19 protein-coding genes, 1 other RNA gene and 1 pseudogene are annotated in these 21,520 nt (G+C 69.6%); 10 read left to right on the plus strand and 11 right to left on the minus strand.

What is annotated here, in order from left to right; genetic code table 11:
* The first annotated feature begins 6 nt into the window (after positions 1–6).
* Both ACLLJJ_RS09225 and ACLLJJ_RS09230 read left to right on the plus strand, forming a co-directional pair.
* Positions 7–786 (plus strand): SDR family oxidoreductase, encoded by a 780-nt coding sequence (locus tag ACLLJJ_RS09225; RefSeq protein WP_434588834.1) that lies wholly within the window; start codon positions 7–9, stop codon positions 784–786.
* A gap of 43 nt (positions 787–829) precedes the next feature.
* A complete protein-coding gene (locus tag ACLLJJ_RS09230; protein ID WP_434588836.1) occupies positions 830–1,705 on the plus strand; it encodes a PhzF family phenazine biosynthesis protein in 876 nt (291 codons plus the stop codon).
* A gap of 122 nt (positions 1,706–1,827) precedes the next feature.
* Here ACLLJJ_RS09230 and ACLLJJ_RS09235 read toward each other — a convergent pair whose 3' ends face one another.
* The 4 genes and pseudogenes from ACLLJJ_RS09235 to ACLLJJ_RS09250 all read right to left on the minus strand — a co-directional run.
* Positions 1,828–2,151, minus strand: coding sequence for a nuclear transport factor 2 family protein (locus ACLLJJ_RS09235; RefSeq protein WP_434588838.1), 324 nt, complete (start codon positions 2,149–2,151; stop codon positions 1,828–1,830).
* A gap of 89 nt (positions 2,152–2,240) precedes the next feature.
* Positions 2,241–3,014 (minus strand): DUF5753 domain-containing protein, encoded by a 774-nt coding sequence (locus ACLLJJ_RS09240; protein WP_434588840.1) that lies wholly within the window; start codon positions 3,012–3,014, stop codon positions 2,241–2,243.
* A gap of 481 nt (positions 3,015–3,495) precedes the next feature.
* Complete coding sequence (locus tag ACLLJJ_RS09245) at positions 3,496–4,029, minus strand: SMI1/KNR4 family protein (protein ID WP_434588842.1); 534 nt, start codon at positions 4,027–4,029, stop codon at positions 3,496–3,498.
* Between the two features lie 90 nt (positions 4,030–4,119).
* Positions 4,120–8,544, minus strand: a pseudogene (locus ACLLJJ_RS09250) (putative T7SS-secreted protein); the annotation flags it as partial.
* Between the two features lie 98 nt (positions 8,545–8,642).
* Between ACLLJJ_RS09250 and ACLLJJ_RS09255 the strand changes: the two are divergent.
* Positions 8,643–9,299, plus strand: a complete 657-nt coding sequence (locus ACLLJJ_RS09255; protein ID WP_434588844.1) for a hypothetical protein — start codon at positions 8,643–8,645, stop codon at positions 9,297–9,299.
* Positions 9,300–9,366: 67 nt separating this feature from the next.
* Here the strand turns inward: ACLLJJ_RS09255 and ACLLJJ_RS09260 are convergent, their stop codons facing one another.
* Both ACLLJJ_RS09260 and ACLLJJ_RS09265 read right to left on the minus strand, forming a co-directional pair.
* The gene (locus tag ACLLJJ_RS09260; RefSeq protein WP_434588846.1) at positions 9,367–9,576 is read right to left on the minus strand and encodes a DUF397 domain-containing protein; all 210 of its coding nucleotides are present in this window, start codon (positions 9,574–9,576) and stop codon (positions 9,367–9,369) included.
* Positions 9,573–10,403 (minus strand): helix-turn-helix domain-containing protein, encoded by an 831-nt coding sequence (locus tag ACLLJJ_RS09265; RefSeq protein WP_434600353.1) that lies wholly within the window; start codon positions 10,401–10,403, stop codon positions 9,573–9,575. The genes ACLLJJ_RS09260 and ACLLJJ_RS09265 overlap by 4 nt, the downstream gene beginning before the upstream one ends.
* Before the next feature lie 399 nt (positions 10,404–10,802).
* Between ACLLJJ_RS09265 and ACLLJJ_RS09270 the strand changes: the two genes are divergently transcribed.
* Positions 10,803–10,976 carry a hypothetical protein gene (locus tag ACLLJJ_RS09270; protein WP_434588848.1) on the plus strand — a complete coding sequence of 58 codons (174 nt, stop codon included), beginning with the start codon at positions 10,803–10,805 and terminating at the stop codon, positions 10,974–10,976.
* Between the two features lie 619 nt (positions 10,977–11,595).
* Positions 11,596–12,714, plus strand: a complete 1,119-nt coding sequence (locus ACLLJJ_RS09275; protein WP_434600354.1) for a methyltransferase domain-containing protein — start codon at positions 11,596–11,598, stop codon at positions 12,712–12,714.
* A 152-nt stretch (positions 12,715–12,866) separates the two neighbouring features.
* On the opposite strand, the gene rnpB is transcribed toward ACLLJJ_RS09275, so the two are convergent.
* Positions 12,867–13,270, minus strand: an RNA gene (gene rnpB / locus ACLLJJ_RS09280) — RNase P RNA component class A.
* A gap of 120 nt (positions 13,271–13,390) precedes the next feature.
* Between rnpB and ACLLJJ_RS09285 the strand changes: the two genes are divergently transcribed.
* Together ACLLJJ_RS09285 and ACLLJJ_RS09290 are read left to right on the plus strand one after the other, a co-directional pair.
* Positions 13,391–14,140, plus strand: coding sequence for a MerR family transcriptional regulator (locus ACLLJJ_RS09285; protein WP_434588850.1), 750 nt, complete (start codon positions 13,391–13,393; stop codon positions 14,138–14,140).
* Positions 14,137–14,805: a hypothetical protein gene (locus ACLLJJ_RS09290; RefSeq protein WP_434588852.1), complete on the plus strand. Its 669-nt coding sequence runs from the start codon at positions 14,137–14,139 to the stop codon at positions 14,803–14,805. Before ACLLJJ_RS09285 ends, ACLLJJ_RS09290 begins: the two co-directional genes overlap by 4 nt.
* On the opposite strand, the gene ACLLJJ_RS09295 is transcribed toward ACLLJJ_RS09290, so the two are convergent.
* On the minus strand, positions 14,756–16,195 hold the full coding sequence (locus ACLLJJ_RS09295) for an RNB domain-containing ribonuclease (RefSeq protein WP_434588854.1): 1,440 nt from the start codon (positions 16,193–16,195) through the stop codon (positions 14,756–14,758). The genes ACLLJJ_RS09290 and ACLLJJ_RS09295 overlap by 50 nt on opposite strands.
* A gap of 296 nt (positions 16,196–16,491) precedes the next feature.
* On the opposite strand from ACLLJJ_RS09295, the gene yaaA reads away from it, so the two are divergent.
* The 3 genes from yaaA (at position 16,492) to ACLLJJ_RS09310 (ending at position 18,433) form a co-directional block, all read left to right on the plus strand.
* Positions 16,492–17,295 (plus strand): peroxide stress protein YaaA, encoded by an 804-nt coding sequence (gene yaaA / locus ACLLJJ_RS09300; protein ID WP_434588856.1) that lies wholly within the window; start codon positions 16,492–16,494, stop codon positions 17,293–17,295.
* A gap of 60 nt (positions 17,296–17,355) precedes the next feature.
* Entirely contained in the window at positions 17,356–17,973 is a 618-nt protein-coding gene (gene eda, locus ACLLJJ_RS09305; RefSeq protein WP_434588858.1) for a bifunctional 4-hydroxy-2-oxoglutarate aldolase/2-dehydro-3-deoxy-phosphogluconate aldolase, read from the plus strand.
* A gap of 205 nt (positions 17,974–18,178) precedes the next feature.
* Positions 18,179–18,433: a hypothetical protein gene (locus ACLLJJ_RS09310; protein ID WP_434588860.1), complete on the plus strand. Its 255-nt coding sequence runs from the start codon at positions 18,179–18,181 to the stop codon at positions 18,431–18,433.
* A gap of 13 nt (positions 18,434–18,446) precedes the next feature.
* Here ACLLJJ_RS09310 and ACLLJJ_RS09315 read toward each other — a convergent pair whose 3' ends face one another.
* The 3 genes from ACLLJJ_RS09315 to ACLLJJ_RS09325 are packed head-to-tail and all read right to left on the minus strand — an operon-like array spanning position 18,447 to position 21,341.
* Positions 18,447–19,712, minus strand: a complete 1,266-nt coding sequence (locus tag ACLLJJ_RS09315) for a bifunctional RNase H/acid phosphatase (protein ID WP_434588862.1) — start codon at positions 19,710–19,712, stop codon at positions 18,447–18,449.
* Positions 19,713–19,716: 4 nt separating this feature from the next.
* The gene (locus tag ACLLJJ_RS09320) at positions 19,717–20,460 is read right to left on the minus strand and encodes a zinc ribbon domain-containing protein (protein WP_434600355.1); all 744 of its coding nucleotides are present in this window, start codon (positions 20,458–20,460) and stop codon (positions 19,717–19,719) included.
* Complete coding sequence (locus tag ACLLJJ_RS09325) at positions 20,457–21,341, minus strand: Nif3-like dinuclear metal center hexameric protein (RefSeq protein ID WP_434588864.1); 885 nt, start codon at positions 21,339–21,341, stop codon at positions 20,457–20,459. Before ACLLJJ_RS09325 ends, ACLLJJ_RS09320 begins: the two co-directional genes overlap by 4 nt.
* Positions 21,342–21,520: the final 179 nt, after the last annotated feature.

A 21,520-nucleotide genomic window follows, 5' to 3' on the forward strand; every position in this document is an offset into this window, starting at 1 on the left:
GGGGCCATGAGCCACGAAACCCCGCAGACCCCTCCGTTTCACCGGTCGCACGTCGCTGTCGTGACCGGGGCGGGCTCGGGCATCGGCCGGGCCGTCGCACTGGAGCTGGCCTCGGCGGGCTGGTCGGTGGCGCTGGCGGGGCGGCGCGTCGAGACGCTGGCGGAGACGGCCGCGTCCGCCGGGGGCGAGACCTTGAGCGTACGGACCGATGTGTCACGTCCCGACGAGGTCGACGCCCTCTTCGGCGCGGTGCGCGAGCGGTACGGGCGGCTCGATCTGCTCTTCAACAACGCGGGCACGTTCGGGCCGCGCGGCGTGCCGCTTGAGGACATCGGGTACGAGGAGTGGCGCTCGGTCGTCGACGTGAATGTGACCGGCGCCTTCCTGTGCGCGCAGGCCGCCTTCCGGCAGATGAAGGAGCAGTCGCCGCAGGGCGGCCGGATCATCAACAACGGCTCGATCTCGGCGCACACACCCCGGCCGGGGTCGGTGGCGTACACGACGACGAAGCACGCGATGACGGGCCTCACCAAGTCGCTGTCGCTGGACGGGCGCCCGTACCGGATCGCGTGCGGCCAGATCGACATCGGCAACGCGGCGACCGACATGACCCAGCGGATGCGGACGGGGACCCCGCAGGCGAACGGCGAGCTGATCGCCGAGCCGGTGATGGACGTGCGGGACGTGGCGCGCACGGTGCGGCACATGGCGGAGCTGCCGCTTGAGGCGAACGTGCAGTTCGCGACGGTCCTGGCGACGACGATGCCGTACGTGGGGCGGGGCTGAGCGCGCCGGGAACACTCCGGACGCGTAGGCGGTTGGGTGCGTCATGACTTCTTTCACCGATGTCGAAGTGCTGCGCTACACCGCCTTCTCCAGCGATCCGGCGGGCGGCAACCCGGCCGGGGTCGTCCTGGACGCCTCGGGCCTCGACGACGCACGGATGCTCGCCATCGCCGCCGGACTCGGCTACAGCGAGACGGCGTTCCTCACCGAGGAGCTGGAACCCGGCCGCGCCTACACCATCCGCTACTTCAGCCCCTTCGCCGAGGTCCCCTTCTGCGGCCACGCCACCGTCGCGACGGCCGTCGCGCTCGCCGAGCGCAACGGCCAGCCCGGCGACCTGGTGTTCGAGACCCCGGCGGGCACCGTGCCCACGACGGTGACCGTGGCCGACGACGGCGTGTACCGGGCGACGCTCACCAGCGTCGAGCCGCACGTCGAGGAGATCGCGGCGGCCGACCTCACGGAGGCGCTGGCCGCCCTGGACTGGCCGGCCGGCGATCTCGACCCGGCGCTCCCGCCCCGCATCGCGTACGCGGGCGCCCGCCATCTGATCGTCGCGGCCGGCACCCGTGAGCGGCTCGCGGACCTGTCGTACGACTTCGACCGGCTGGCGGCGCTGATGCGCCGACTCGACCTGACGACACTCCAGCTGGTGTGGCGCGCGGACCCGACGACCTTCCACGTCCGTGACCCCTTTCCGGTGGGCGGCGTCGTCGAGGACCCGGCGACGGGCGCGGCCGGGGCCGCCTTCGGGGCATACCTACGGGAGCATGGGTCCGTACCGGACGAGGCGGTAGTGACACTCCATCAGGGTGAGGACATGGGCCGACCGGGGGTACTGACGGTCGAACTCCGCGCGGGCGAGCGGCGGATCCGGGTGAGTGGAACGGGCGCTCGGATCCCGGACGGGTCGGCCTGACCGGACCGGGTCCCTCCGCAGGTGTGTGCCGCTACGCTCCACCCCTCTTCACGTTTCAGACACACGGAGTGCACCTTTGACCGACAGCCGTGGACCCGCTCGGTGAGCGGGTCCACGGTCCGTCAGGCCTGGCCCGTCTCGAAGCGGGCGATCTTCCCGTTCTCCACGATGAATGCCCAGGCGGTGCGCATCTCGCCCCAGGCCTCGTTGCGGTAGCGCACCACCAGGGACAGGCCGCCCGCCTTCTGCGACTCGACTTCCATGTGCCCGCTCGACGCGAAGATCTCCCGCTCGGTCCAGTCGGTGAGGTCCCGCTCGGTCCCGTCGTCGGACATCGTCGCGCCGGGCGCCAGGGCCTCCTGGAACGCGCCGCGGTCATTGGCGTTCACCGCGGTGACGAACGCGCGCACGGCCGGCTCGGAAAGCTGTTGGGCAGAAACGGTCACAGCGGTCTCTCCTTCAGTACGTCCCCGAGGTCCCAGGGGCTCCCACCCTGCCCCGCCCCTCGTGTGCCCGCACTCCGAACGACGAACCGTCAGCGCACCGCGCCGGTGGGCGGCGTGGTCGGCGCGAGGATGAGTTGTGGCGGTGTGGAGTGACGCGGCGGCACGCGGCCCGCCGCAGCGCCGGTGAAAGCCGCGATGAACAGGCACGCCAGCCATTCCGGGCCCCGGTGCCCCGCCCAGCTGAGCGCGTCTCGCGACAGGGCTGATGCGGTGAGGGCATCGTAAGACCGTTCGAGGAGGCACACTTCCGCCGGTTCCTCGATGATCGCGCCTGAACGGATGCCCTCCGTGTAGATGATGCGTTGCCCTTCCGCCATGGTCGGGATCGACATTGAGCCGTCCATCAGCCCGTGCGTGCCCGCGTCGAGGGGAAGCACTTGCAGAACGGTGGTCGGCCTGGTGGCGTGGCTCAAGAGGGCGGCCAGTTGCTCCCGCATGATCGCCGCGTTCCCGACCCTGCGTCGGATGACGGACTCGCCGATGATGACGGAGAAGTCGGGCGGCGAGCTGCCTCTGAAGATCTCCTGACGCGCGATCCGGTGACCCACCCTGTTCGACAGCTCCGCGTCACTCGCCCGGGGGTTGCCTTCCCGGAAGAGGGCCCGTGCGTACCCGGGGGTCTGCAGGAGACCGGGCACAACGGTTGGTGACCACTCCTCGATGCCGACTGCCTTCGGTTCCAGCTCGATCCGCCGTCGTGAGTGTGCCGGGAAGGACTGAGCGGCTATGTCCTCGTAGAGCCGCTTGAACAGCCCGTCCGTTGAGAACACCTCGTCCAGGATCGGCGGAAGGCTGGCGTTCACATGGGTGGAGCAGAGCCGACCGCACGGAATCATCGTCGCGCAAACGTGCGAGGCGACCATCTTTGTGGCTACTTACGCTTCCCGCCCGCTCCACGTCTGCGCCGTGGCGCCCACCTGGCGCAGCACCGGTCGCACCGTACTCCTACGAGGCTGGGTGGAGGGGCTGGCGCACAGGCGCCGCGACCGCACTCAGGAGTGTCAAACATGTGGACATGGCCAGTGACGTGCATCATAAACGGGTCGAATTGGGTGGCGCAGGCAGGGAGTTCCTAGCGCGCATCCCCAAAATGCAGGGCGTAAGTTGCGTCATACCGCGGCGACGAACAGCGCCCCGCGGCGACGCGGACGCGCTGTTCGTTGATCCACGCCTCGTCGGCCCGGCAGCCGTGCAGTGCACCGTCGATGAGAGGCAGCCGGTACCCGTCGGCAACCCGGAAGCCCCCCGAGACCTGAGGGCAAGCCTCGGTCTGCGCAGTTCTGGTTAAACCGGACGGAGCTGACGGAACTCGTGAGCAGCGAGAGGGAAGCGGGACGAGAGAATGCTGGACTGCAGCTCTCCGTCGAGAACGGCCGCGAGAAACTGGGAGGAGGTGGTGGAGAAGTGCTCCCAGTTGTCCCCGCGGGCTTCGTTCACCATGATGGTCCACTGGTCCGGAATCTGCCCCGGGTGGACGAGCCAGTACAGGCACTCTCCGTTGTCCGTAGTCGCCCAGGGGATGACGCGGGCTCCCTCCGTTGCCAGCTCGGTCGGCTTCTTCTCGAACTCCCACAGCCCGTCCAGGGCCTCAGTCTGCTGGTCTTCCCATTCGATGAGGTCGTAGTTGTCATTGGGGCAGCCAGGTTCGAGGACGTAGAGGTAGTCGTCCCAGTTGCTGCCCCCGAAAGTGCGGATGAACTCCTTGTAATCTGACGGGAGTTCCGTCCCGAGTTCGCTTTCCACCGCATCCCAGTCCTTCTCTCGAGGCTCGGGCGGCGGCGTGACGAGCTGGATGAGGCGCGTGAGAGCGGTGCTCATGCGAGTGTCCTAACTGTCGGTGGCTTCACTGATCTGCTTCAGGGGTGGCCGGCCGGGGTGGCTGGTGGGTTATGGGTTATGGGCTGGCCCTCAGGATCCTCTCTTCTTATTCGGTATGAATGCCGTGTTACCGGGCTCGGTGATTCCGGTGCTCTTATGCTGCGTGAATTCGAAGCCGTCCGAACCGTACGCCTCAATGGTGACTCCCGTGGGGATCTTGTCGTTTTGGCGGTACACCGGGGTAACGCTGTACTGGATGGTCTCTCCCCTCTCAACTGCGGCTCGAACTTGGTTCTCTATGTGTCGCATGACAGGGGAGTTCGCATAGGCGTGCATCGTGACGAAGTTCGCCGGATCGTAATTTGACCCGCCGAGCTGCGCGCCGAGCAGGTGGGCGCGATTATATCCCTTGTCCTTTTCCCAACCGGGCGGATCCCCGTGAGGGTCAGTGGGATTCTTGCCCATCATGTCGTCCCCAAGGGTGGCATGCATTCCTGTTGGTCGATCGAGCTCGTCCGGCTCTCCATAGAGGACCCGCCCGCCCCAACTCGGGTCTTCGGGCTCGTTCTTCCTGCAGGGCAAGAGGCCGAGTGGGTCCGCCCACGTGTGAGGGTTGATGACGTAGGCGGTGGGATTGGGCGCGGGGGCGAGACCGAGCGGATCGAGGCTGAGGTACCGGGCGGCTTCCGGGTCGTAATAACGGAAGTAGTTGTAGTGGAGTTGGGTCTCCGGGTCGAAATATTGGCCTGGAAATCGTAGCGGGGTGTACGCGGTAGCGGAGCGGTTCCAGGTGGTGGTGCCCCACAACGTGGCTCGGGCATGCCAGGCAACGTGGCCGTCTTCGTCGAGTAGTTCGGTAGGGGTGCCGATGAGATCGGAGACGATGGCGAAGAAGCGCTGGTCGACCGTGTACTGCGGTGTCTCGGGCAGTGTCTTGTGCTCAGTCTGGGCGATCGGCGTCAGGCCGTCGTGGTCCCAGGTCAAGGTGACCGCGTGGGGTGCTTCGCGGATGTAGGTCGTCTGTTCGGCGAGAGTGGTGCCGTCCCAGGCGAACAGGGTCTCTTCCAGGACGGTCTTCTGGTCGGCGGCCAGGCGCTGTTTCGCGATGCGCCGGCCCAGAGGGTCATACAGGTAGCGCCACTGGGCGCCGTCCGGAGTGACTACGGCGGTGAGGCGGTCTTCGGCGTCCCAGGTGTAGCGCCAGGTGTCCGGCTTGCGGGACAGCCGGGCCTTCTGGCGCAAGGTGGTCCGGCCCTGAGCGTCGTGTTCGTAGCGGATGCCGCCGGCGTGGGTAACGCGGGTACCGGAATAGGCGCGGGCACCAACAGCTTCCTGTGCAGGGTAGGCGGCGGGCCATGAAGCGGCGCTCTGGTTGCCCGCCTCGTCGTACGCGTAGTTCTCACTCCAGTTCCCGGCATGGACGGCGGTGACGCGGCCGGCCGTATCCAGGTCGAAGCGGCGGGCGCCGTTGAGCTGGTCGTCGATGCCGATCAGATTGCCATCGGCGCGGTAGGCATACTCGCGGTGCTGCACTGAGCGGCCATCGACGTCGGTCACGGACTGGTCGGTGAGGCGTCCCAGCTCATCGAAGGTGTGGGCCAGGGTGAGGCCGTCGCCGATGTGGCGGGCCAGTTCCCGGCCGGCGGCGTCGTGGTCGAAGGCGATGGTGCGCCCGGCGGTGGTCAGCTGGGCGCGGTTACCCAGGGCGTCATAGCTCCAGGTGCTGACCTGCCCGGTGGGAGTGGTGCGGCCGGTGCGGCGCCCCATCTCGTCGTAGGTATAGCTCAGTTCGCGGTCGTTGACGGTCTCGGAGCGCAGCTGGCCGTAACGGTCCCGGAGCCGCATCAGGCTCGCCTCGGGGCCGATGGCCTGAGCGAGCTGGTCGGTGAAGTCGTAGGTGAACGTGGTGACTGCCCCGTCGACATCCTTGCGGACCACCTGCCCCAGGGCATTGCGCTCCAGGCTGATGGTCTGGCCCAAGCCGTTGGTGCGGGAGGCCAGGCGCCCGGAGACGTCGTGGGTGTAGCTGAGGATGCGGTCGTCGAAGTCGGTCTCGGCTGTCAGGCGTCCAGCCCGGTCGTATTCATAACCCCAGGTCAGGCCCTCGGGGTTGGTGACCTGGGTGAGGCGCAGCGCGGTGTCGTGGGCGAATTCGTAGCGCACGCCATCCGGGCTGATACGGGCGGCCAGCACGTCGAAGTGGGTGTATTCGAAATGGGAGGTCGCACCCATCGGGTCGGTGTGGGTGGTGCGGTTACCCTCGCCGTCGTAGGCCCAGGACTCCTCGGTGCCGTCCGGGGCGATACGGCGGGCAAGATTACCCTCAAGGGTCCACTCGAAGTGGGTGACGGCGCCCAGCGGATCGGCGATGGCGATCGGGCGGCCGAAGCTGTTACGTGCATAGCGGGTCGTGGCGCCCACCGGATCAATGATCTCGATGGGGAGACCGGATCGATCGCATCGGACCTGTGTCACACCGCCGAGCGGAGAGGTTACTGAGGCGAGGTGGCCTGCTGCATCGTAGGTGAAGTGGGTGGTCTTGCCCGCCGGGTCGGTGGTGGTGGTGCGGTTGCCGCGCTCGTCGTAGCTCTGACGCCGGATGGTGCCGTCCGTGTTGGTCACCTTCACCGGGAGGCCGAGGTCGTTGTACTCGGCCATCTCCGCCCGGCCGTCGGGGCGCGTGACCGAGATCCGGTTTCCGGCCGCGTCGTAGGTGGAGGTGGCGGTGTGTCCGAGCGGGTCGGTGCGGGACAGGAGCCGGTTGTAGCGGTCGTGCTCGAAGCGGGTGACCGCGCCCAGTGGGTCGGTCTCGGCGACGACCTGGGCACGGTCGTTGATCACGAAGTGTTTGGTGTGGCCCAGGCCGTTAGTGATGGACGTCATCCGCCGGCCGGTGTCCGGGTCGGTGTCGTCCCAGGTGAAACGGGCTTCCATATGCCCGTGGCTGCCGCTCTGGTAGACGCAACGGTCCTGGTCGTCGTAGACGTAGTCGTATCGGCTGTTGTTGGTGTCGGTCCACGAGGTGATGCGGCCCAGTTCATCGCAGCCGAAACTCAGTGGACGGCCCGAGGAGTTGGTGACCTCGGTGAGGTGGCCCGCGGTGTAGCCGTAGCGCAGAATTTCTTGGTCGGTGCCGTCCGGTGCCGCACCAGCCAGGTGCAGGGCGGTAACCCGGCCGTCTGCGGTGGTCAGCTTCAGGTGGTAGCCGCCGTGGTGCACGATCGAGGTGGGGGCGCCCTCGGTGTCGTACTCGAAGGTGATCCAGCGGCCGTTGCGGTCGTCGATCTGGGCGAGGAGGGCCAACTCGGCGCTTTGGTCGGTGAAGTGCCACACTCGCCCGGTGCCAGGGTCAGTGATGGTGTAACCGTCGTCCACCCGGTCAAGGGGCCAGCGCCGGCCATGGGTGGGCAGCACCGGGACGCCGGGAGCGGGATGCGGGTAGGCCAGCAGGCTGCCCTGATCGCAGCTGAACACCACCCCTTCCACATCGATCTCCAGGCGCTGGTCGACGGTGCTCGACCAGGTCGGACCGAACCAACGACCGGCCCGGTAGGAGGAGTCAAAGGTCCGACCGAAGACAAGTGGCAGTGAGCCCGGCAGCGTCAGATCCCGCTGCGGCAGCAGCATGCGTCCGGTCGCGATGTCGACCGGGTCGCCCTCGCACTTCGTCTCGCCGCACTTCTTACCGCCGGAGTGGGGATCCTTGCCCTGACCGTCCCGGCTCTTGCCCTTCCCGCCGTCGATGAGGTCCCGCACCCCGGCGCGCAGTCCGCCGCGGACCAGGCCGGCGCCCTTGCTGCCAGCGGCTTCCGGGATCATACGGCCGAAGAACTCTGACGGGTCGCCCTTGATCGCCTCCCATGCGTTCTTCAGGGCGCGGTCGGGGTTGGCCGCGGAGGAAACCAGGCCGGACAGCGTCATATTGACGCCCTTGTAGTAATCGGCCGGGTGGGTCAGGTTGTACATGTCCAGAGGGTTGACCGAACGGACCATGTTGACCAGGCCACCAGTGCCCTTGATGACACCGCCGAGCAGATGCGTCCCCTCGGTGCCCTGGGCCACACTCCAGTCCATGAACTCGGCCTTGGCCCGCTCGCGCCCGGTGGGCTCCTGGGGGGCGTGCGCCATCGCCGCGGTGACCGCGCTCTTGGCCCGCTCGGCGGCCTCGTTACGAAACCGCCGGACGTCTTGAAGGATCTCCCGTGCCCGCTGGACCTTGGCCTTGCTCGGGTCGGAGAACGTGCCCGGGTGCGGCATCGGGTTGTCGCCGTTGCGGGCGGCGTTATACGCATCGGCCTACGCGTCAGCGGCCGTCTTGTGGTCCTGCTGGGCCTCCTTGTACAGGGCGATGGCCTCACGGGCCTTGCCCTGCGCACTGACGATCGTCGTGGAGTACAGCTCCAGCGCCTTGGCCGCCTCCTCGAAGGCGTCGGCCGCGCGCAGCCAGTCCGTGGGCAGGGTCTGGAACTTCTCCCGAAAGGTGTTGGCGGCCTGCCCCTTCCAGTGACCGGAGTCCTGCGGCCGGGTGACAATGCCCTTCCCGTTGTTCTGCTTGACCTCTCGTTCATACGCTTCCGCAAAACGCCTACGGATGGGCCACCGCCCGGCCCCGCGTGATCACCCTCGGGGAAGACGCCCGGCCACTGTGGCGGATCGTGCGCCGCTACGCCCGCATCCTGGGCGAGACCCTGCCCGAACAGCAGGCCGTGTTCATCGAGCGGACCGCAGAACAGACCCTCAGGGGCGCGGCCTGCCTGGCCGCCTCCGAGTGCTCCGAGACCATCACGGAGAACATGCTGTCGGCCGCCTGCACGCTCGTACGCCGATCCGTCCAGGACACCGTCCGGATCACCAAGGGAGCCGACGCACCGAAGGTGAAGCGTCAGCCGCTCAGCCTCACGGACAAGGTCCGCGCCCCTATCGAGATGCACGGCGGTCGGGCCACCTCGTCTCAGGTCCTCCCGTACGTGGGAGCAAGCGCGAGTGAGGTCAAGGCGCTTCCCGACATCGTCGCGACCGTCGAACGCTCGGGGACGACCGGCCGCCCGGCCACCGTGTTCACGGTCCGCGATGACCATTCCCGTCACACTCCGCCGACCGTGGAGCCGAGGCCGGCCGAGCGGACAGAAATGGAAAGCAGCGGGGCAAAGGTCGTCCAGCTGCACGCTTACCGACCGGAGCCGAAGAACGTCCCCGCTCCGGTGAAGCGGTCGCCCGTTCCTGGTCCCGTTCTTGCCCCTGCCGACAACCCGTTCCGCGCGCTCCTCTAACCAACACAGCCAAGTGCCCCGGTTCCGGATCTCTCCGGCCGGGGCACTGCGCGTTCGTGGCTTAGTCCTAGAGGGTCGGGAACTCGTCAGCCTTGATGCCTGCGATGAAGCCCGTGAACGAGTCGGCGGGGAAGGAGAGAACGGGGCCCTCTGGGTCCTTGCTGTCCCGGACCATGAACTCACCCGTGGCCGCTGCGCGCTCAGGTGCCCACTCGACACACTGGCCGCCGTTCTCACTGTACGAAGACTTGAACCAGCGGGGGGATGCGGTCGTCACGGGGTGCCCTTTCGTAACTTGCTGATCACGGCCACTGTCGCCGCCTGTGAAGTGGCTTCGGCCTGTAACTGATGGTAGGCGGTCAGCATGGGGAGTACGAACGTGCTTTCCCGCTCCAGGTGCCCCCGTTGGGCGGATTCGGCATACGACATGAGCGATCGATCCGGCATCGTGAGGACAGTTACCGGCAGACTGAGCGGACGGCGAATCCCCATGTCGAACGGGGCAAGCTGGAGCACCGTGTTCGGCAGCTCGGCAAACTCGATCAGCCGTGCAAGCTGGGCATCCATGATCGCACTGCCCCCGATCGGTCTCCGAAGGCAACTTTCGTCAAGCACCACGAAGACCAGAGGGAACGGCGTCCGGATCAAGGATGCTTGGCGCTTCGCAACGAGCGCGATCCGTTCGTCTCCTTGCTCGGCGGTGATCGCTTCTCGCTTGACGGTGCCCACGGTGAGCGCTGCTGCGTACTCCGGTGTCTGGAGTAGACCAGGGATAACGCCAACCTCGTACAGTCTGATCTCTGCTGCTTGCGCCTCATGTGCGACGTACTCCGGGAACCCTTCAAGCAGCGCGTTGGTGCGTACAGCTCGGCCCTGACGTTCGAGCTGATCCCCCGTCCCAAACGTCTTGTCAGCTCTGTTCGTGAAACGGGGAGTTGGAGACCGTCGACCAGTTTCGACGGCTGAAATATGCGTCCCCGAGTAGCCCATGCGCTCGCCTAGCTCATCCTGCGTCCATCCGCGCTCATCCCGCAACGTGCGCAAACGCTCGCCGAACGCTGCAACCGGCGAACCATCAGGGTCCAACTCTTTGCGGTTCAACAGCGATCACCCAACTCCTCGTTCACATGTTGCAAGTTGAAGACTCGCAAACTCTAGGCCACCGTGGAACGCCCTGGTAGTGGTACCGCTACGGAGAGGAGCGGACGTTGTCCCGAAAATGCACTCCCCGCAAGCTCCCTATCCCTCATCCCCGCAGCGACGTGGGCGTACGGGCTGTGTTCATTGAGGCTGGCCCACTCCGGAGGTTGAGCAAGTGATCGACACCACGGGTGTACCGGCGCTGCGACTGCCCACCCTTGAGCCTGTGCCCCTGGACGGCTGCGGCGTGTGCGAGGCGCTCAACCGGCAACGGGCGACAGCGCACGCGACTGGGAGCCCCGTCACCGTCCGAAGTTGCAACGCGGAGATCTCCAGCCACCCCCACAGAAGGGCGGACCAAGCATGACCACAAAGACTCAAGCCGAAGAGGCCACGGAGTGGGCAGCGGGCACGGTCGGGGAAGACGTCATGACCGTGCACAAGCTCACTGGTCCGCTCACTGACGACCAGCGAACTAACGAACTCAAGGCGGACTGTGGCGCGGGCAAGGCAAGCGACGCAAAGACCGTATGGTAACGCGCCGTGAACTGCCCTGCCTGCCTCTCCGCCCCGTGACCGTGCCTGTGCCGGTTCGGCGTCTCGACATCCGGCCCCAGCCGCCGACCCCCGGCGACGGCAACCATTGGGTTCGGGGCAAGTGCTTGCTCTACTGCCGTTTGCCGCACATCCAAGTCATGTGGATTGGTCCGGCTCTCACACCGCTCGGAGCTGCGCGGATGTTCGCGTGTGGGCCGTGCATCAAGGAACTGACCACCATGGCCGACCTTCAGATCCAGGAGCGCGAGGCAGCCCGTCGCGAGTACCGCCAATGACTCCCGTCCCTGCCGGACGTATCCGGATTGAGGCTCCCCACGCAATCCATTCGGAATCCCGGCAGGGACGGGGCTCAACCCGTTCGGCAGCCCGCGTGACGGTCGGCGGTCGAAGGGTTCCAAAGAAGCACGACGAAAGGGAAACAGTGATCACCATCTTTGAGGCCAACGGCGGCGACGGTTTGCCGGGCGAGCCTGCCCCCGCACCGCCCCCGCCCACTCCGGACGGTGGCCCCGGCGTTCCCATGCCGAAGGTCGCCTGAGCAGTGAGCGCCAACGCACATCAAGAGCGCTCCAGCCTCACCGAGCTGGGGCGTGTCCTCATGGCTGGGGGGGTTCTCTCTGCGGATTGGGCCCCCACGTTCGCTGCGGTTCCCCGCTCCTCGTTCCTGCCGGATCTCATGTGGCCGTTCGCCATGCAGACGGGGCAGAGCATCCCTGTTTCACGGTCGGCAGATCCGGAAGCCTGGTACGGATACGCAGACGCAGACGTCCCCGTTGTCACGCAATGGGACGACGGTAAGCACTCCGGTGCGGAACCGGGGAAGGTGTCGACGTCTTCCGCTTCCATGCCGTCCGTCGTCTTCCGGATGCTCAACGACCTTGACGCAAAGCCCGGTAATCGCGTCCTGGAGATCGGGACAGGTACCGGGTGGAACGCCGCGCTGCTGGCCCATCGGCTGCGCGGTGAGAACGTCGTCACGGTGGAGGTCGATTCCGTCGTAGCGGCAGAGGCGCGAACAGCGCTGAATCTCTTCGGGCTCGCTGTACGGGTCATCAACCGCGACGGACTCAAGGGCTACCCGGAAGGTGGGCCGTACGACCGGATCATCGCAACGTGCGGCTTCCGGCAACTCCCCTTCGCCTGGGTCGAACAGAGCAGGCCAGGCACGGTCATTGTGGCCCCCTGGGGGACGCCCTACGGCAACGGTGACGCGGTGGCCCGGCTGGTGGTCGCAGACGACGGAGAGAGCGCCACAGGTCCGTTCACAGGACCGGTGGAGTTCATGAAGGCGCGCACCCAACGCCTCTCACCCGTGGTGCACTCCCAGTACGTCAGCGGCAACGTGGCCGACCGTGACAAGTCGTCCACCACGATCACGGAAGACGACTTTATGGGGGATCGATTCAGCCCTCAACGGTTCGCCGTGGGGATCAAGGTCCGAGACTGCGTACACGTCGTGGCCGACAAGCGCGACAGCAAGCGCCCGGTGTGGTTCTACGGACTCACAGACCGCTCATGGGCGTGCGTGATGTTCCGCGACGGGGACGACGCGCAGGTGTGGCAATCGGGCCCCCGCAAGCTGTGGGAGGAAGCCGAGTCCGCGTACCGCTGGTGGGCGGGGAAGGGCAAGCCCGGATACGAGCGCTTCGGGCTCACCGTTACGGCGGAAGGGCAGAGCGCATGGGTAGATGACCCGACTGAATCCTGGCAGGTCTGAGACCCGCCCGCAGCGCCACACAATCGCCACAGGGCACCCGGGAACGGACGGAAATGGAACCGACCACCCAGGGTTGCCGCATCCGTGCGCCTCGCACGAGAAGGCCCCCTCCTGCTTATTCGCAGCTCAGGGGGCCTTCACAAACTAACCGGCAGACGAGTCGGCCTGTACGCCGGGTTCTGTCGCCGACGGGCCTCGCGGCCCGTCGGGAGACGGTCATCCATCTAGGGCCGGCGTTGCCACCGGCCTCGTGCGGTCTACCCGCGGACTCGGGCGAGCAGCCCTCGAACGTCCGCGCAAGGCCGTCTCGCGACGACCTCTCTTGACCTTGCTCCGGGTGGGGTTTACCTAGCCGCCTGAGTCACCTCAGGCGCTGGTGGTCTCTTACACCACCGTTTCACCCTTACCCGGGACCGAGGTCCCGGGCGGTCTACTTTCTGTGGCACTGTCCCGCGGGTCACCCCGGGTGGGCGTTACCCACCACCCTGCCCTGTGGAGCCCGGACGTTCCTCGGCAGCACCCCGAGGGGTACTGACGCGACCGTCCAGCCGGCTCGTCTGCCGTGCCGACCATGCTACCCGCCCGGGTCGGCCCGCCCCGACGCGTCGGGGCGGTGCGGACGCGGGCCGCGCGTCAGGCTTGACCTTGCCGCAGCGTCAGGGTTTCTACTGGCGGCATGCGAATCGGAGAGATCGCCGCCCTCGCCGGGGTCACCACCCGAGCCGTGCGGCACTACCACCATCAGGGCCTGTTGCCCGAGCCCCCGCGGCTGGCCAACGGCTATCGCGAGTACGGCGTACGGGACGCCGTCGAGCTGGCGCGGATCAGGCGGCTGACCGAGCTGGGACTCGGCCTCGACGAGGTGCGGGACGTCGTCGCCGACGACGCCGGGCGCGAACTGGTCGAAGTCGTACGTGAGCTGGACGCGGACCTGGCCCGGCAGGAGGTGGAGATCCGGCGGCGGCGCACGCGGCTCGCCGAACTGTTGGCCCAGGCGGAGGCCGGGACGCTGCCCGCCGAGGGGCCCGTGTCGCCCGCGCTGGCGGAGCTGCTGGGCGCGCTGCCGGCCACGCGGTCGCCCGCGGCGGCCAAGGATCGCGCGCATCTGGCCCTGCTCGACGGCTCGGAACACGGAGACGTGCTCTTCGAGGCGATGCGGCCGATGGCGGACGACCCGGCTGTCCTGGCGTTGTACGAGCGGCTCGACGCGCTGGAGGACGCGGCGGCCGACGACCCGCGGATCGAGCCGCTCGCCGCCGCGCTCTCGGCTGCCGTGCCGGACGCGTTGCTGGACACGATCCCGGCCGAGGGGCCGATCGCCGCCGCCGGTGACTTCGGCGACGCGCTGCTCGCGGACTTCGCACCGGCGCAGGCCGCGGTGGTACGTCGAATGATGGAGCTGCTCGCGGTCAGGGCCGCGCGATGAGCCGGCTTGTGACGGCTGAGGTACGACTGTCCGTCGAGCGGGCGCTGCGGCGCTGCCTGTCGGTCCCACTGTTCCGGCTCCTTGAGCACGAGACGCGGGCGCTGTACAGCCTCGGGCTGTGGGTGGCCCGGCGGGGGCACGGCGTGGGCGAGGGCGCGCACCCGGCGCCGTACACCGGACCGCAGACCGCGATGCTCTACGCCCTGCTCTTCGTCTCCCTCGTCGAGACCGTGATGCTGGCGCTGCTCATTCCGTGGCCGCTGGTGCACCGGATCGTGCTGTTCGTCGATGTGTACGGGATGGTGCAGGTGCTCGCGTTCCAGGCCGCCTGCGTGACGCGGCCGCATGTGGTGGAGGCGGACGGGTCGCTGCGCATCCGGTACGGCGTGCTGTGGGACGTGCGGGTGCCTGCCTCGGCGATCGAGTCCGTACGGGTCGACCGGCGTTTCACCAAGGTGGACGAGGATGGCGTGCTGACGCTCGCCGTGGCCGGGCAGACCTCCGTGACCGTGGAGCTGACGGAGCCCGTCGGATACGTACGGCCGCTCGGGAAGACCGGGGAGGCGCGGGCCGTACGGTTTCACGCCGACGACCCGCGGGCCCTCGTCGCCGCCGTCACGCGGGGGCGAACAGCACCTTCGCCGACCCCGGGTCCGCCCGGGTGAGCCGGACCCTGATGCGCTCGCCCAGCGGGAGGCCGGTGTCGCTCTCGATGCGGGCGACGATCGCCGGGTCCTCCAACTGGACGGTACCGGCGGTTGGTTCGTTGTCATTGACGTCCACCACACGGGCGTCGAACAGTTCGCCCACCCGGTCCTTGAGCAGCGCCGCCTCCACGAGGTCCACGCACTCGCGCTCGGCGCTGTTCGCGCGGCGGGTGCCGTCGGCCATCTCCTGCGGGAGCACGGCGAGTGCCTCGCGGGTCCACGCGGGCGGCTCCTCGCCCGCGACGGCGGCGAGGCACAGCTCCCCGGCGTAGCGGTCGACGAGTCGGCGCAGCGGGGCCGTGCAGTGGGTGTAGGCGGCGGCGACCGCGGCGTGCACGGCCGGGTCGGGGACCCGGCCGTCCTCGAAGACGGTGTACCCGGCGCCGCGCAGCAGCGTCGTGCACTCCTGGAGGAACGCGGCGTGCGCGGGCCTGCTCGGGTCGAGGGAGCGGATGACCTCGGCGTACGGGACATGGTGCGGCCAGTCGATGCCCAGCGCCTTCGCGGTACGGCGGAGCCGGGCCACGGCGCCGTCCGGGGCGGTCGGCAGGGTGCGGAGGATGCCGGTGCCCGCGGCCGTCATCAGGTCGGCGGCGGCCATGCCAGTGAGCAGGGAGATCTGGGCGTTCCAGCCGTCGGCGGGGAGCGGGGCACGGTATTCGAGGAAGTACGCGCCCTCGCGCTCGACGACCTCCTGCTCGGGCACGTTGAGGGAGATCCCGCCGCGCTCGCGCTCCAGCGCCTCACGCAGCAGCCCGATGTCCTTGAGCAGCGCCAGCGGTTCCTCGGCCGTCCCCGCGTCGATCTGCCGCTGGACGCCGGCGTAGTCGAGCTTGGCCCGGCTGCGTACGAGCGCGCGGCGGACGTCGGTCGCCTCGGTACGGCCGTCCGCGTCGAGGTCGATGCGCCAGAGCAGGGCGGGGGTGACCTGCTCCGGCAGCAGGCTCGCGGCGCCCTCGGAGAGCAGCGGCGGGTGCAGCGGAACCCTCCCGTCGGGGAGGTAGAGGGTGGTCACCCGGCGGTGCGCCTCGGCGTCGAGGGCGCCGCCCGGGGTGACGAAGGCGGCGACGTCCGCGATCGCGTAGTGCACCCGGAAGCCGCCGCCCGTGCGCCGGGCCAGGTGCATCGCCTGGTCGAGGTCGACGGAGGTGGGCGGGTCGATCGTGAACAGGGCGAGGTCGGTCGCGTCCTGGTCGGGCAGCCGCGGCGCCTTCGCGGCGGCCTGCGCTTCCGCGAGGACCTCGGGTGGGAAGTCGCCCGGTACGTCGAGCCTGGTGCGCAGCGCGCGCAGGGCGGTCCGCAGTGGGGCTTCGGCGGCACCGGTCACGTGGATATGGCGGCGGGGCATGGTCCGAGCGTAGAGGGGACACGGGCTTGGGGCGCGGTGGGTGGGGTTGCGGGTGCGTGGGTGAGTGCGGGTGCGGTGCGTGGGCGGGTGCGGGTGCGGTGCGTGGGTGCGGGTTGCCTGCGGCGCTCTCCCCTACCCGCCCCTTCCCGAAACCGGGGCTCCGCCCCGGACCCCGGTCCTCAAACGCCGGACGGCTGAAATGGCGGGGTGGGGGGACCGCACCACTGCCGGTGTGCGGGGAGGGCCGGTCGGCGGACTACCGTTGTCTGGTTCGCGTCGTACGAAGGAGAATCCCTGTGCTCGTCCTCTTGCCGCCGTCCGAAGGAAAGGCCGCCGGGGGTCGCGGCGCGCCCCTGAAGCCGGAGTCGCTGTCCCTGCCGGGACTGGCCGGGGCGCGGGCCGCGGTGCTCGACGAGCTGGTGGAGCTGTGCGCCGCCGACGAGGAGAAGGCGCGGATCGTCCTCGGGCTGAGCGAAGGACTGCGCGGCGAGGTCGCCAAGAACCTGGAGCTGCGGACCGCCGGCGCGCGGCCGGCCGGAGAGATTTATACCGGGGTGCTGTACGACGCCCTCGACCTGGCCTCGCTGGACACCGCCGCGCGGCGGCGGGCCGGGCGTTCCCTGCTGGTGTTCTCGGGGCTGTGGGGCGCGGTGCGGGTGGGCGACCGGATTCCGACGTACCGCTGCTCGATGGGCGTGAAGCTGCCGGGACTCGGCGCGCTCGGGGCGTACTGGCGCGGGCCGATGGAGGCCGAGCTGCCCGTGGTCGCCGGGGGCGGGCTGGTTCTCGACCTGCGGTCGGCGGCGTACGCGACGGCTTGGCGGCCGATGGGTGAGGTCGCGGGGCGGACCGCGACGGTGCGGGTGCTGCACTCGCAGATCGACGCGGCCGGGGTCGAGAAGAGATCCGTGGTCAGCCACTTCAACAAGGCGACCAAGGGCCGGATCGTACGGGACCTGCTGATGGCCGGGGCGACGCCGAAAGGACCCGCCGAGCTGGTCGGGACGCTGCGGGACCTGGGGTACGTGGTGGAGGTGGCGGCTCCGGCCAAGGGCGGGAAGCCGTGGGGGCTCGACGTGGTGGTCAGCCAGATCCACTGAGCGTTGCATGGTGCGCAACGCTCGTTGCATAGAACGCCTGGTGCGCGGCAAGATGGGCGCATGACTTCCGTGCTCGACCTTGCTCCCGTCGTCCCTGTCGTGGTCCTCGATGACGTCGCCGACGCGGTGCCGCTGGCCCGTGCGCTGGTGGCGGGCGGGCTCCCGGCGATCGAAGTGACCCTCCGGACGCCGGCGGCCCTCGACTCCATCCGTGCGATCGCGGCGGAGGTGCCCGGCGCGGTGGTGGGCGCGGGCACGGTGATCTCCCCGGCCGGGGTGGCCGACGCGGTCGCGGCCGGATCCCGGTTCCTGGTGAGCCCCGGCTGGACGGACGGGCTGCTGGACGCGATGAAGGCGTCCGGCCTGCCGTTCCTGCCCGGGGTGTCGACGACCTCGGAGGTCGTGGCGCTGCTGGAGCGCGGCGTGAGCGAGATGAAGTTCTTCCCGGCGGAGGCCGCGGGCGGCACCGCCTACCTCAAGTCTCTCGGGGGCCCGCTCCCCCAGGCCCGCTTCTGCCCGACGGGCGGCATCTCGCTCGCCTCGGCGCCGTCCTATCTGGCGCTGGGCAATGTGGGCTGCGTGGGCGGCACCTGGATGCTGCCGGGCGACGCGATCGCGTCGAAGGACTGGGCGCGCGTCGAGACGCTGGCCCGGGAAGCGGCGGCCCTGCGCGGCTGACCCGCCACCGCCACGGCCCTCAGCACGGTCAACGGTCGTACCGGCGCCGGGTCCCACGGACCCCGCGTCAGCCTCGTTTTCCGACGCCTCCACCGCCTGCTTGGCCATCGAGTGCGCCGCGTCCGGACAGTCGCGCACCTCCAGCGCGGCGGGGCCGTCGAGCACCTCCCGGTAGACCTTCCTGGTCGCGGCGGTGTTCACATCGATGTCGTGGCCCGCGAGGGCCGGCGGCACCGGCACACCGCGCGGCGGACGCAGGTCGGCCCTCGCGTCGGCGGTGTGGTTTCCCCCGGAGCTGCTGCCCCGGCCGTGGGCGGGCGCGGTGGCCCGTGAACTCACCGCCCGCTGCTGGTCATTGCTGGAGGGCCAGGAGAGCGCCGACGGGAACGCCGAAGCCCGGCCGCGCCTCTTCCTGATGTACGACGACGTCGTACGGGAAGCGGCGGACCGGGCCTCTTGACGCAGGGGTGTGGTCAGCGCAGGTGCGAGGTGTCGTTCAGCAGGCGCAGCGAGGCGTTGCCGTCCGCGTAGTACGCCACCGCCGAGAACGACGCCGGTGAGAGCTCCATGCGGAACAGGGACTCGGGCGGGGCGTTGAGCGCCAGCCGGACCAGCGTCTTGACCGGGGTGACGTGGGTGACGACCAGCACAGTCCGGCCCGCGAAACGCTCCAGCATCAGGTCCCGCGTCGCCGAGACCCGGCGGGCCACCGTCGCGAAGCTCTCGCCGCCGCCCGTCGGAGCCGCCTTCGGGGAGGCGAGCCACGCGTCCAGGTCGGCCGGGTGCCGCTCGCGGACCTCCGCGAACGTCAGGCCCTCCCACGTGCCGAAGTCGGTCTCGCGCAGGCCGTCCTCGACCCGCACGTCCAGGCCGAGCCGGGCCGCCACCGCATCCGCCGTCTCACGGCAGCGGCGCAGCGGGGAGCTGACGATCTCCTGGACCGTGCCCCGCGAGGCGAGCGAGGTGGCTGCCGCCTCGGCCTGTCGGCGGCCGGCCGCCGACAGCCGCGGGTCGGTGCCGCCACTGCCGGAGAACCGCTTCTCGGGGGTGAGAGCGGTCTCGCCGTGCCGCAGCAGGACGAACGTCGTGGGCGAGCCGAGGTCGGCCGCCGCGCCCCAGCCCACGGCGGGCGGCGCCTCGGCGCTCTCGTCCTCGTCCGGCAGGGTCAGCAGGGTCTGGGCGGGCACCGCGGCGCCCACCATGGCCGCTCGCGCCCTGGCCGCACCCGCCGCCGCGTCGCCGGGCGGACCCGACGGCGGCAGCACGCGCTCATGGGCGGGGCCGGACTTCAGGGCTGCCATGGAGGCCGACGGCTCCCACTGCTTGCCCTTCTTGCCCGCGTCCATCGCCTCGTTGGCGAGCCGGTCGGCGTGCTTGTTCTTCTCCCGGGGGATCCACTCGTAGGTGACCTGGGCGCGCGGCAGGATCGTCGCGGCCTCGGCCGCGAGCGGCTTCATGTCCGGGTGCTTGATCTTCCAGCGGCCCGACATCTGCTCGACGACGAGCTTGGAGTCCATCCGGGCGTGCACCCTGGCCTCGGGGTCCAGCGCCTTCGCGGCGCGCAGTCCGGCGATCAGGCCCTTGTATTCGGCGACATTGTTCGTGGCCACGCCGATGTACTCGGCGGCCTCGGCGAGCGTCTCCCCCGTGGTGGGGTCCAGCACGACCGCGCCGTAGCCGGCGGGCCCCGGGTTGCCCCGGGAGCCGCCGTCGGCCTCGATGACGAGGCTGCGTCCCATCCGCTTACAGACCGGACTCGGACGTACGGACCAGGATGCGGTGGCAGTTCTCGCAACGCAGCACCTCGTCGCGGGCGGCGGCGCGCACCACGCCGATCTCGTGGATGTTGAGCTCGAGACGGCAGCCCTCGCAGCGACGCTGGAAGAGCCGGGCGGCGCCGACCCCGCCCTGCTGGACGCGCAGCTTCTCGTACAGCTTCAGCAGGTCGGCGGGGACGACCCCGGAGACGACCTCGCGCTCCTTGGAGAGCGTGGCCTGCTCGGCGTCGATGTCCTTGTACGCGGCCTCGCGGCGCGCGACCGAGTCGTCGGACTTGGCCTGGACGGAGGAGACCCGGGCGGTCAGCTCGGTGACCCGCTCCTGGGCGGACTCGCGGCGCTCCATGACTTCGAGGACGACGTCCTCCAGGTCACCCTGGCGCTTGGCGAGCGAGACGATCTCGCGCTGGAGGTTCTCCAGGTCCTTGGGGGACATGGCGGCACCGGAGTCGAGGCGCTGCTGGTCGCGCGCGGCGCGCTGGCGCACCTGGTCGACGTCCTGCTCCGCCTTGATCTGCTCGCGGGCGGTGTCGCTCTCCTCGGTCTGCGCGGCGACGAGCAGGTCGCGCAGCTGGGTGAGGTCCTTGGTGAGCGAGTCGAGCTCGGCGTGCTCGGGCAGCGACCCACGCCGGTGCGCGAGCTGCGACAGGCGTACGTCGAGGGCCTGGACGTCGAGGAGACGGATCTGGTCGGCGGGCGCGGCGTTCAGTTGGGGGCTCCAGAAGGATCAAGGGGGGCGCGCGGGGCGCTCGTCGGGAGGGCGGAGGAGGGGGCTTGGTGGGAAGTCCAGGGGTCGGTGACCCGCGTCGAGACGTGGACCCGCAGGTCCCACCCGTTGCGGTCGGAAATCTCGTCGAGCTGCGCGGCGGCCAGCTCGCACCAGGGCCACTCGGTGGCCCAGTGCGCGGCGTCGAGCAGCGCGAGGGGACTCTCTGCGCGGGCCTCGGAGACCGGGTGGTGGCGCAGGTCCGCCGTGAGGTACACGTCGGCGCCCGCGGCCCGCACGTCCGCGAAGAGGCCGTCGCCCGAGCCGCCGCTGACCGCGACCGTACGCACGATCGCGTCCGGGTCGCCGGCCACCCGGATGCCCTGCGCGGTGGCGGGCAGCCGGGCCGCGGCGCGGGCGGCGAAGTGGCGCAGGGTGGCCGGGGGGTCGAGCTCGCAGATCCGGCCGAGGCCGCGGCGGCCCTCGGGGTCGGTGGGGTCGGGCACCAGGGGCCCGGTGACCTTCAGGCCGAGCGCGCCCGCGAGGGCGTCGGACACCCCGGGGTCGGCGGTGTCGGCGTTGGTGTGGGCGACGTGCAGTGCGATGTCGTTCTTGATCAGGGTGTGCACGGCGCGGCCCTTGAAGGTGCCGGCCGAGACCGTCGTCGTACCGCGCAGATAGAGCGGGTGGTGGGTGACGAGCAGGTTCGCGCCGAGTCGCACGGCCTCGTCGACGATCTCCTGGACGGGGTCCACGGCGAACAGGACACGGGCCACTTCGGCGTCGGGGTCCCCGCAGACCGTACCGACCGCGTCCCAGCTCTCGGCCCGCTCCGGTGGCCAGAGGGCGTCGAGCGCGGCGATGACTTCAGACAGACGGGGCACGGAGGAAAGGCTACCTGCCCACCGTGCCCCATTGGCCATGGCTTGGAGGCCCGGCCCGCGGGCGGGGTGGTGGGCCTCTGCTTCACGGGGAATCCGTCAAGATCGTCGAGGGCCTTGCCGGCGGCGGTGATGCCCGGACCCGGGTACCAGGTCTCGTCCGGGACGTCCTTGGCGCGGCC

Origin of the sequence: Streptomyces sp. A5-4, from assembly GCF_051131715.1 — a bacterium.
GTDB lineage: Bacteria > Actinomycetota > Actinomycetes > Streptomycetales > Streptomycetaceae > Streptomyces.

What these genes read in the sequence shown, in the direction of transcription:
- ACLLJJ_RS09225 (WP_434588834.1), top strand. Translation starts at nt 7, where the DNA reads ATGAGCCACGAAACCCCGCAGACCCCTCCGTTTCACCGGTCGCACGTC.
- ACLLJJ_RS09230 (WP_434588836.1), top strand. Translation starts at nt 830, where the DNA reads ATGACTTCTTTCACCGATGTCGAAGTGCTGCGCTACACCGCCTTCTCC.
- ACLLJJ_RS09245 (WP_434588842.1), bottom strand. Translation starts at nt 4,029, where the DNA reads ATGAGCACCGCTCTCACGCGCCTCATCCAGCTCGTCACGCCGCCGCCC.
- ACLLJJ_RS09270 (WP_434588848.1), top strand. Translation starts at nt 10,803, where the DNA reads ATGACCACAAAGACTCAAGCCGAAGAGGCCACGGAGTGGGCAGCGGGC.
- ACLLJJ_RS09275 (WP_434600354.1), top strand. Translation starts at nt 11,596, where the DNA reads ATGGCTGGGGGGGTTCTCTCTGCGGATTGGGCCCCCACGTTCGCTGCG.
- ACLLJJ_RS09285 (WP_434588850.1), top strand. Translation starts at nt 13,391, where the DNA reads ATGCGAATCGGAGAGATCGCCGCCCTCGCCGGGGTCACCACCCGAGCC.
- ACLLJJ_RS09290 (WP_434588852.1), top strand. Translation starts at nt 14,137, where the DNA reads ATGAGCCGGCTTGTGACGGCTGAGGTACGACTGTCCGTCGAGCGGGCG.
- ACLLJJ_RS09295 (WP_434588854.1), bottom strand. Translation starts at nt 16,195, where the DNA reads ATGCCCCGCCGCCATATCCACGTGACCGGTGCCGCCGAAGCCCCACTG.
- eda (WP_434588858.1), top strand. Translation starts at nt 17,356, where the DNA reads ATGACTTCCGTGCTCGACCTTGCTCCCGTCGTCCCTGTCGTGGTCCTC.
- ACLLJJ_RS09310 (WP_434588860.1), top strand. Translation starts at nt 18,179, where the DNA reads ATGTCGTGGCCCGCGAGGGCCGGCGGCACCGGCACACCGCGCGGCGGA.
- ACLLJJ_RS09315 (WP_434588862.1), bottom strand. Translation starts at nt 19,712, where the DNA reads ATGGGACGCAGCCTCGTCATCGAGGCCGACGGCGGCTCCCGGGGCAAC.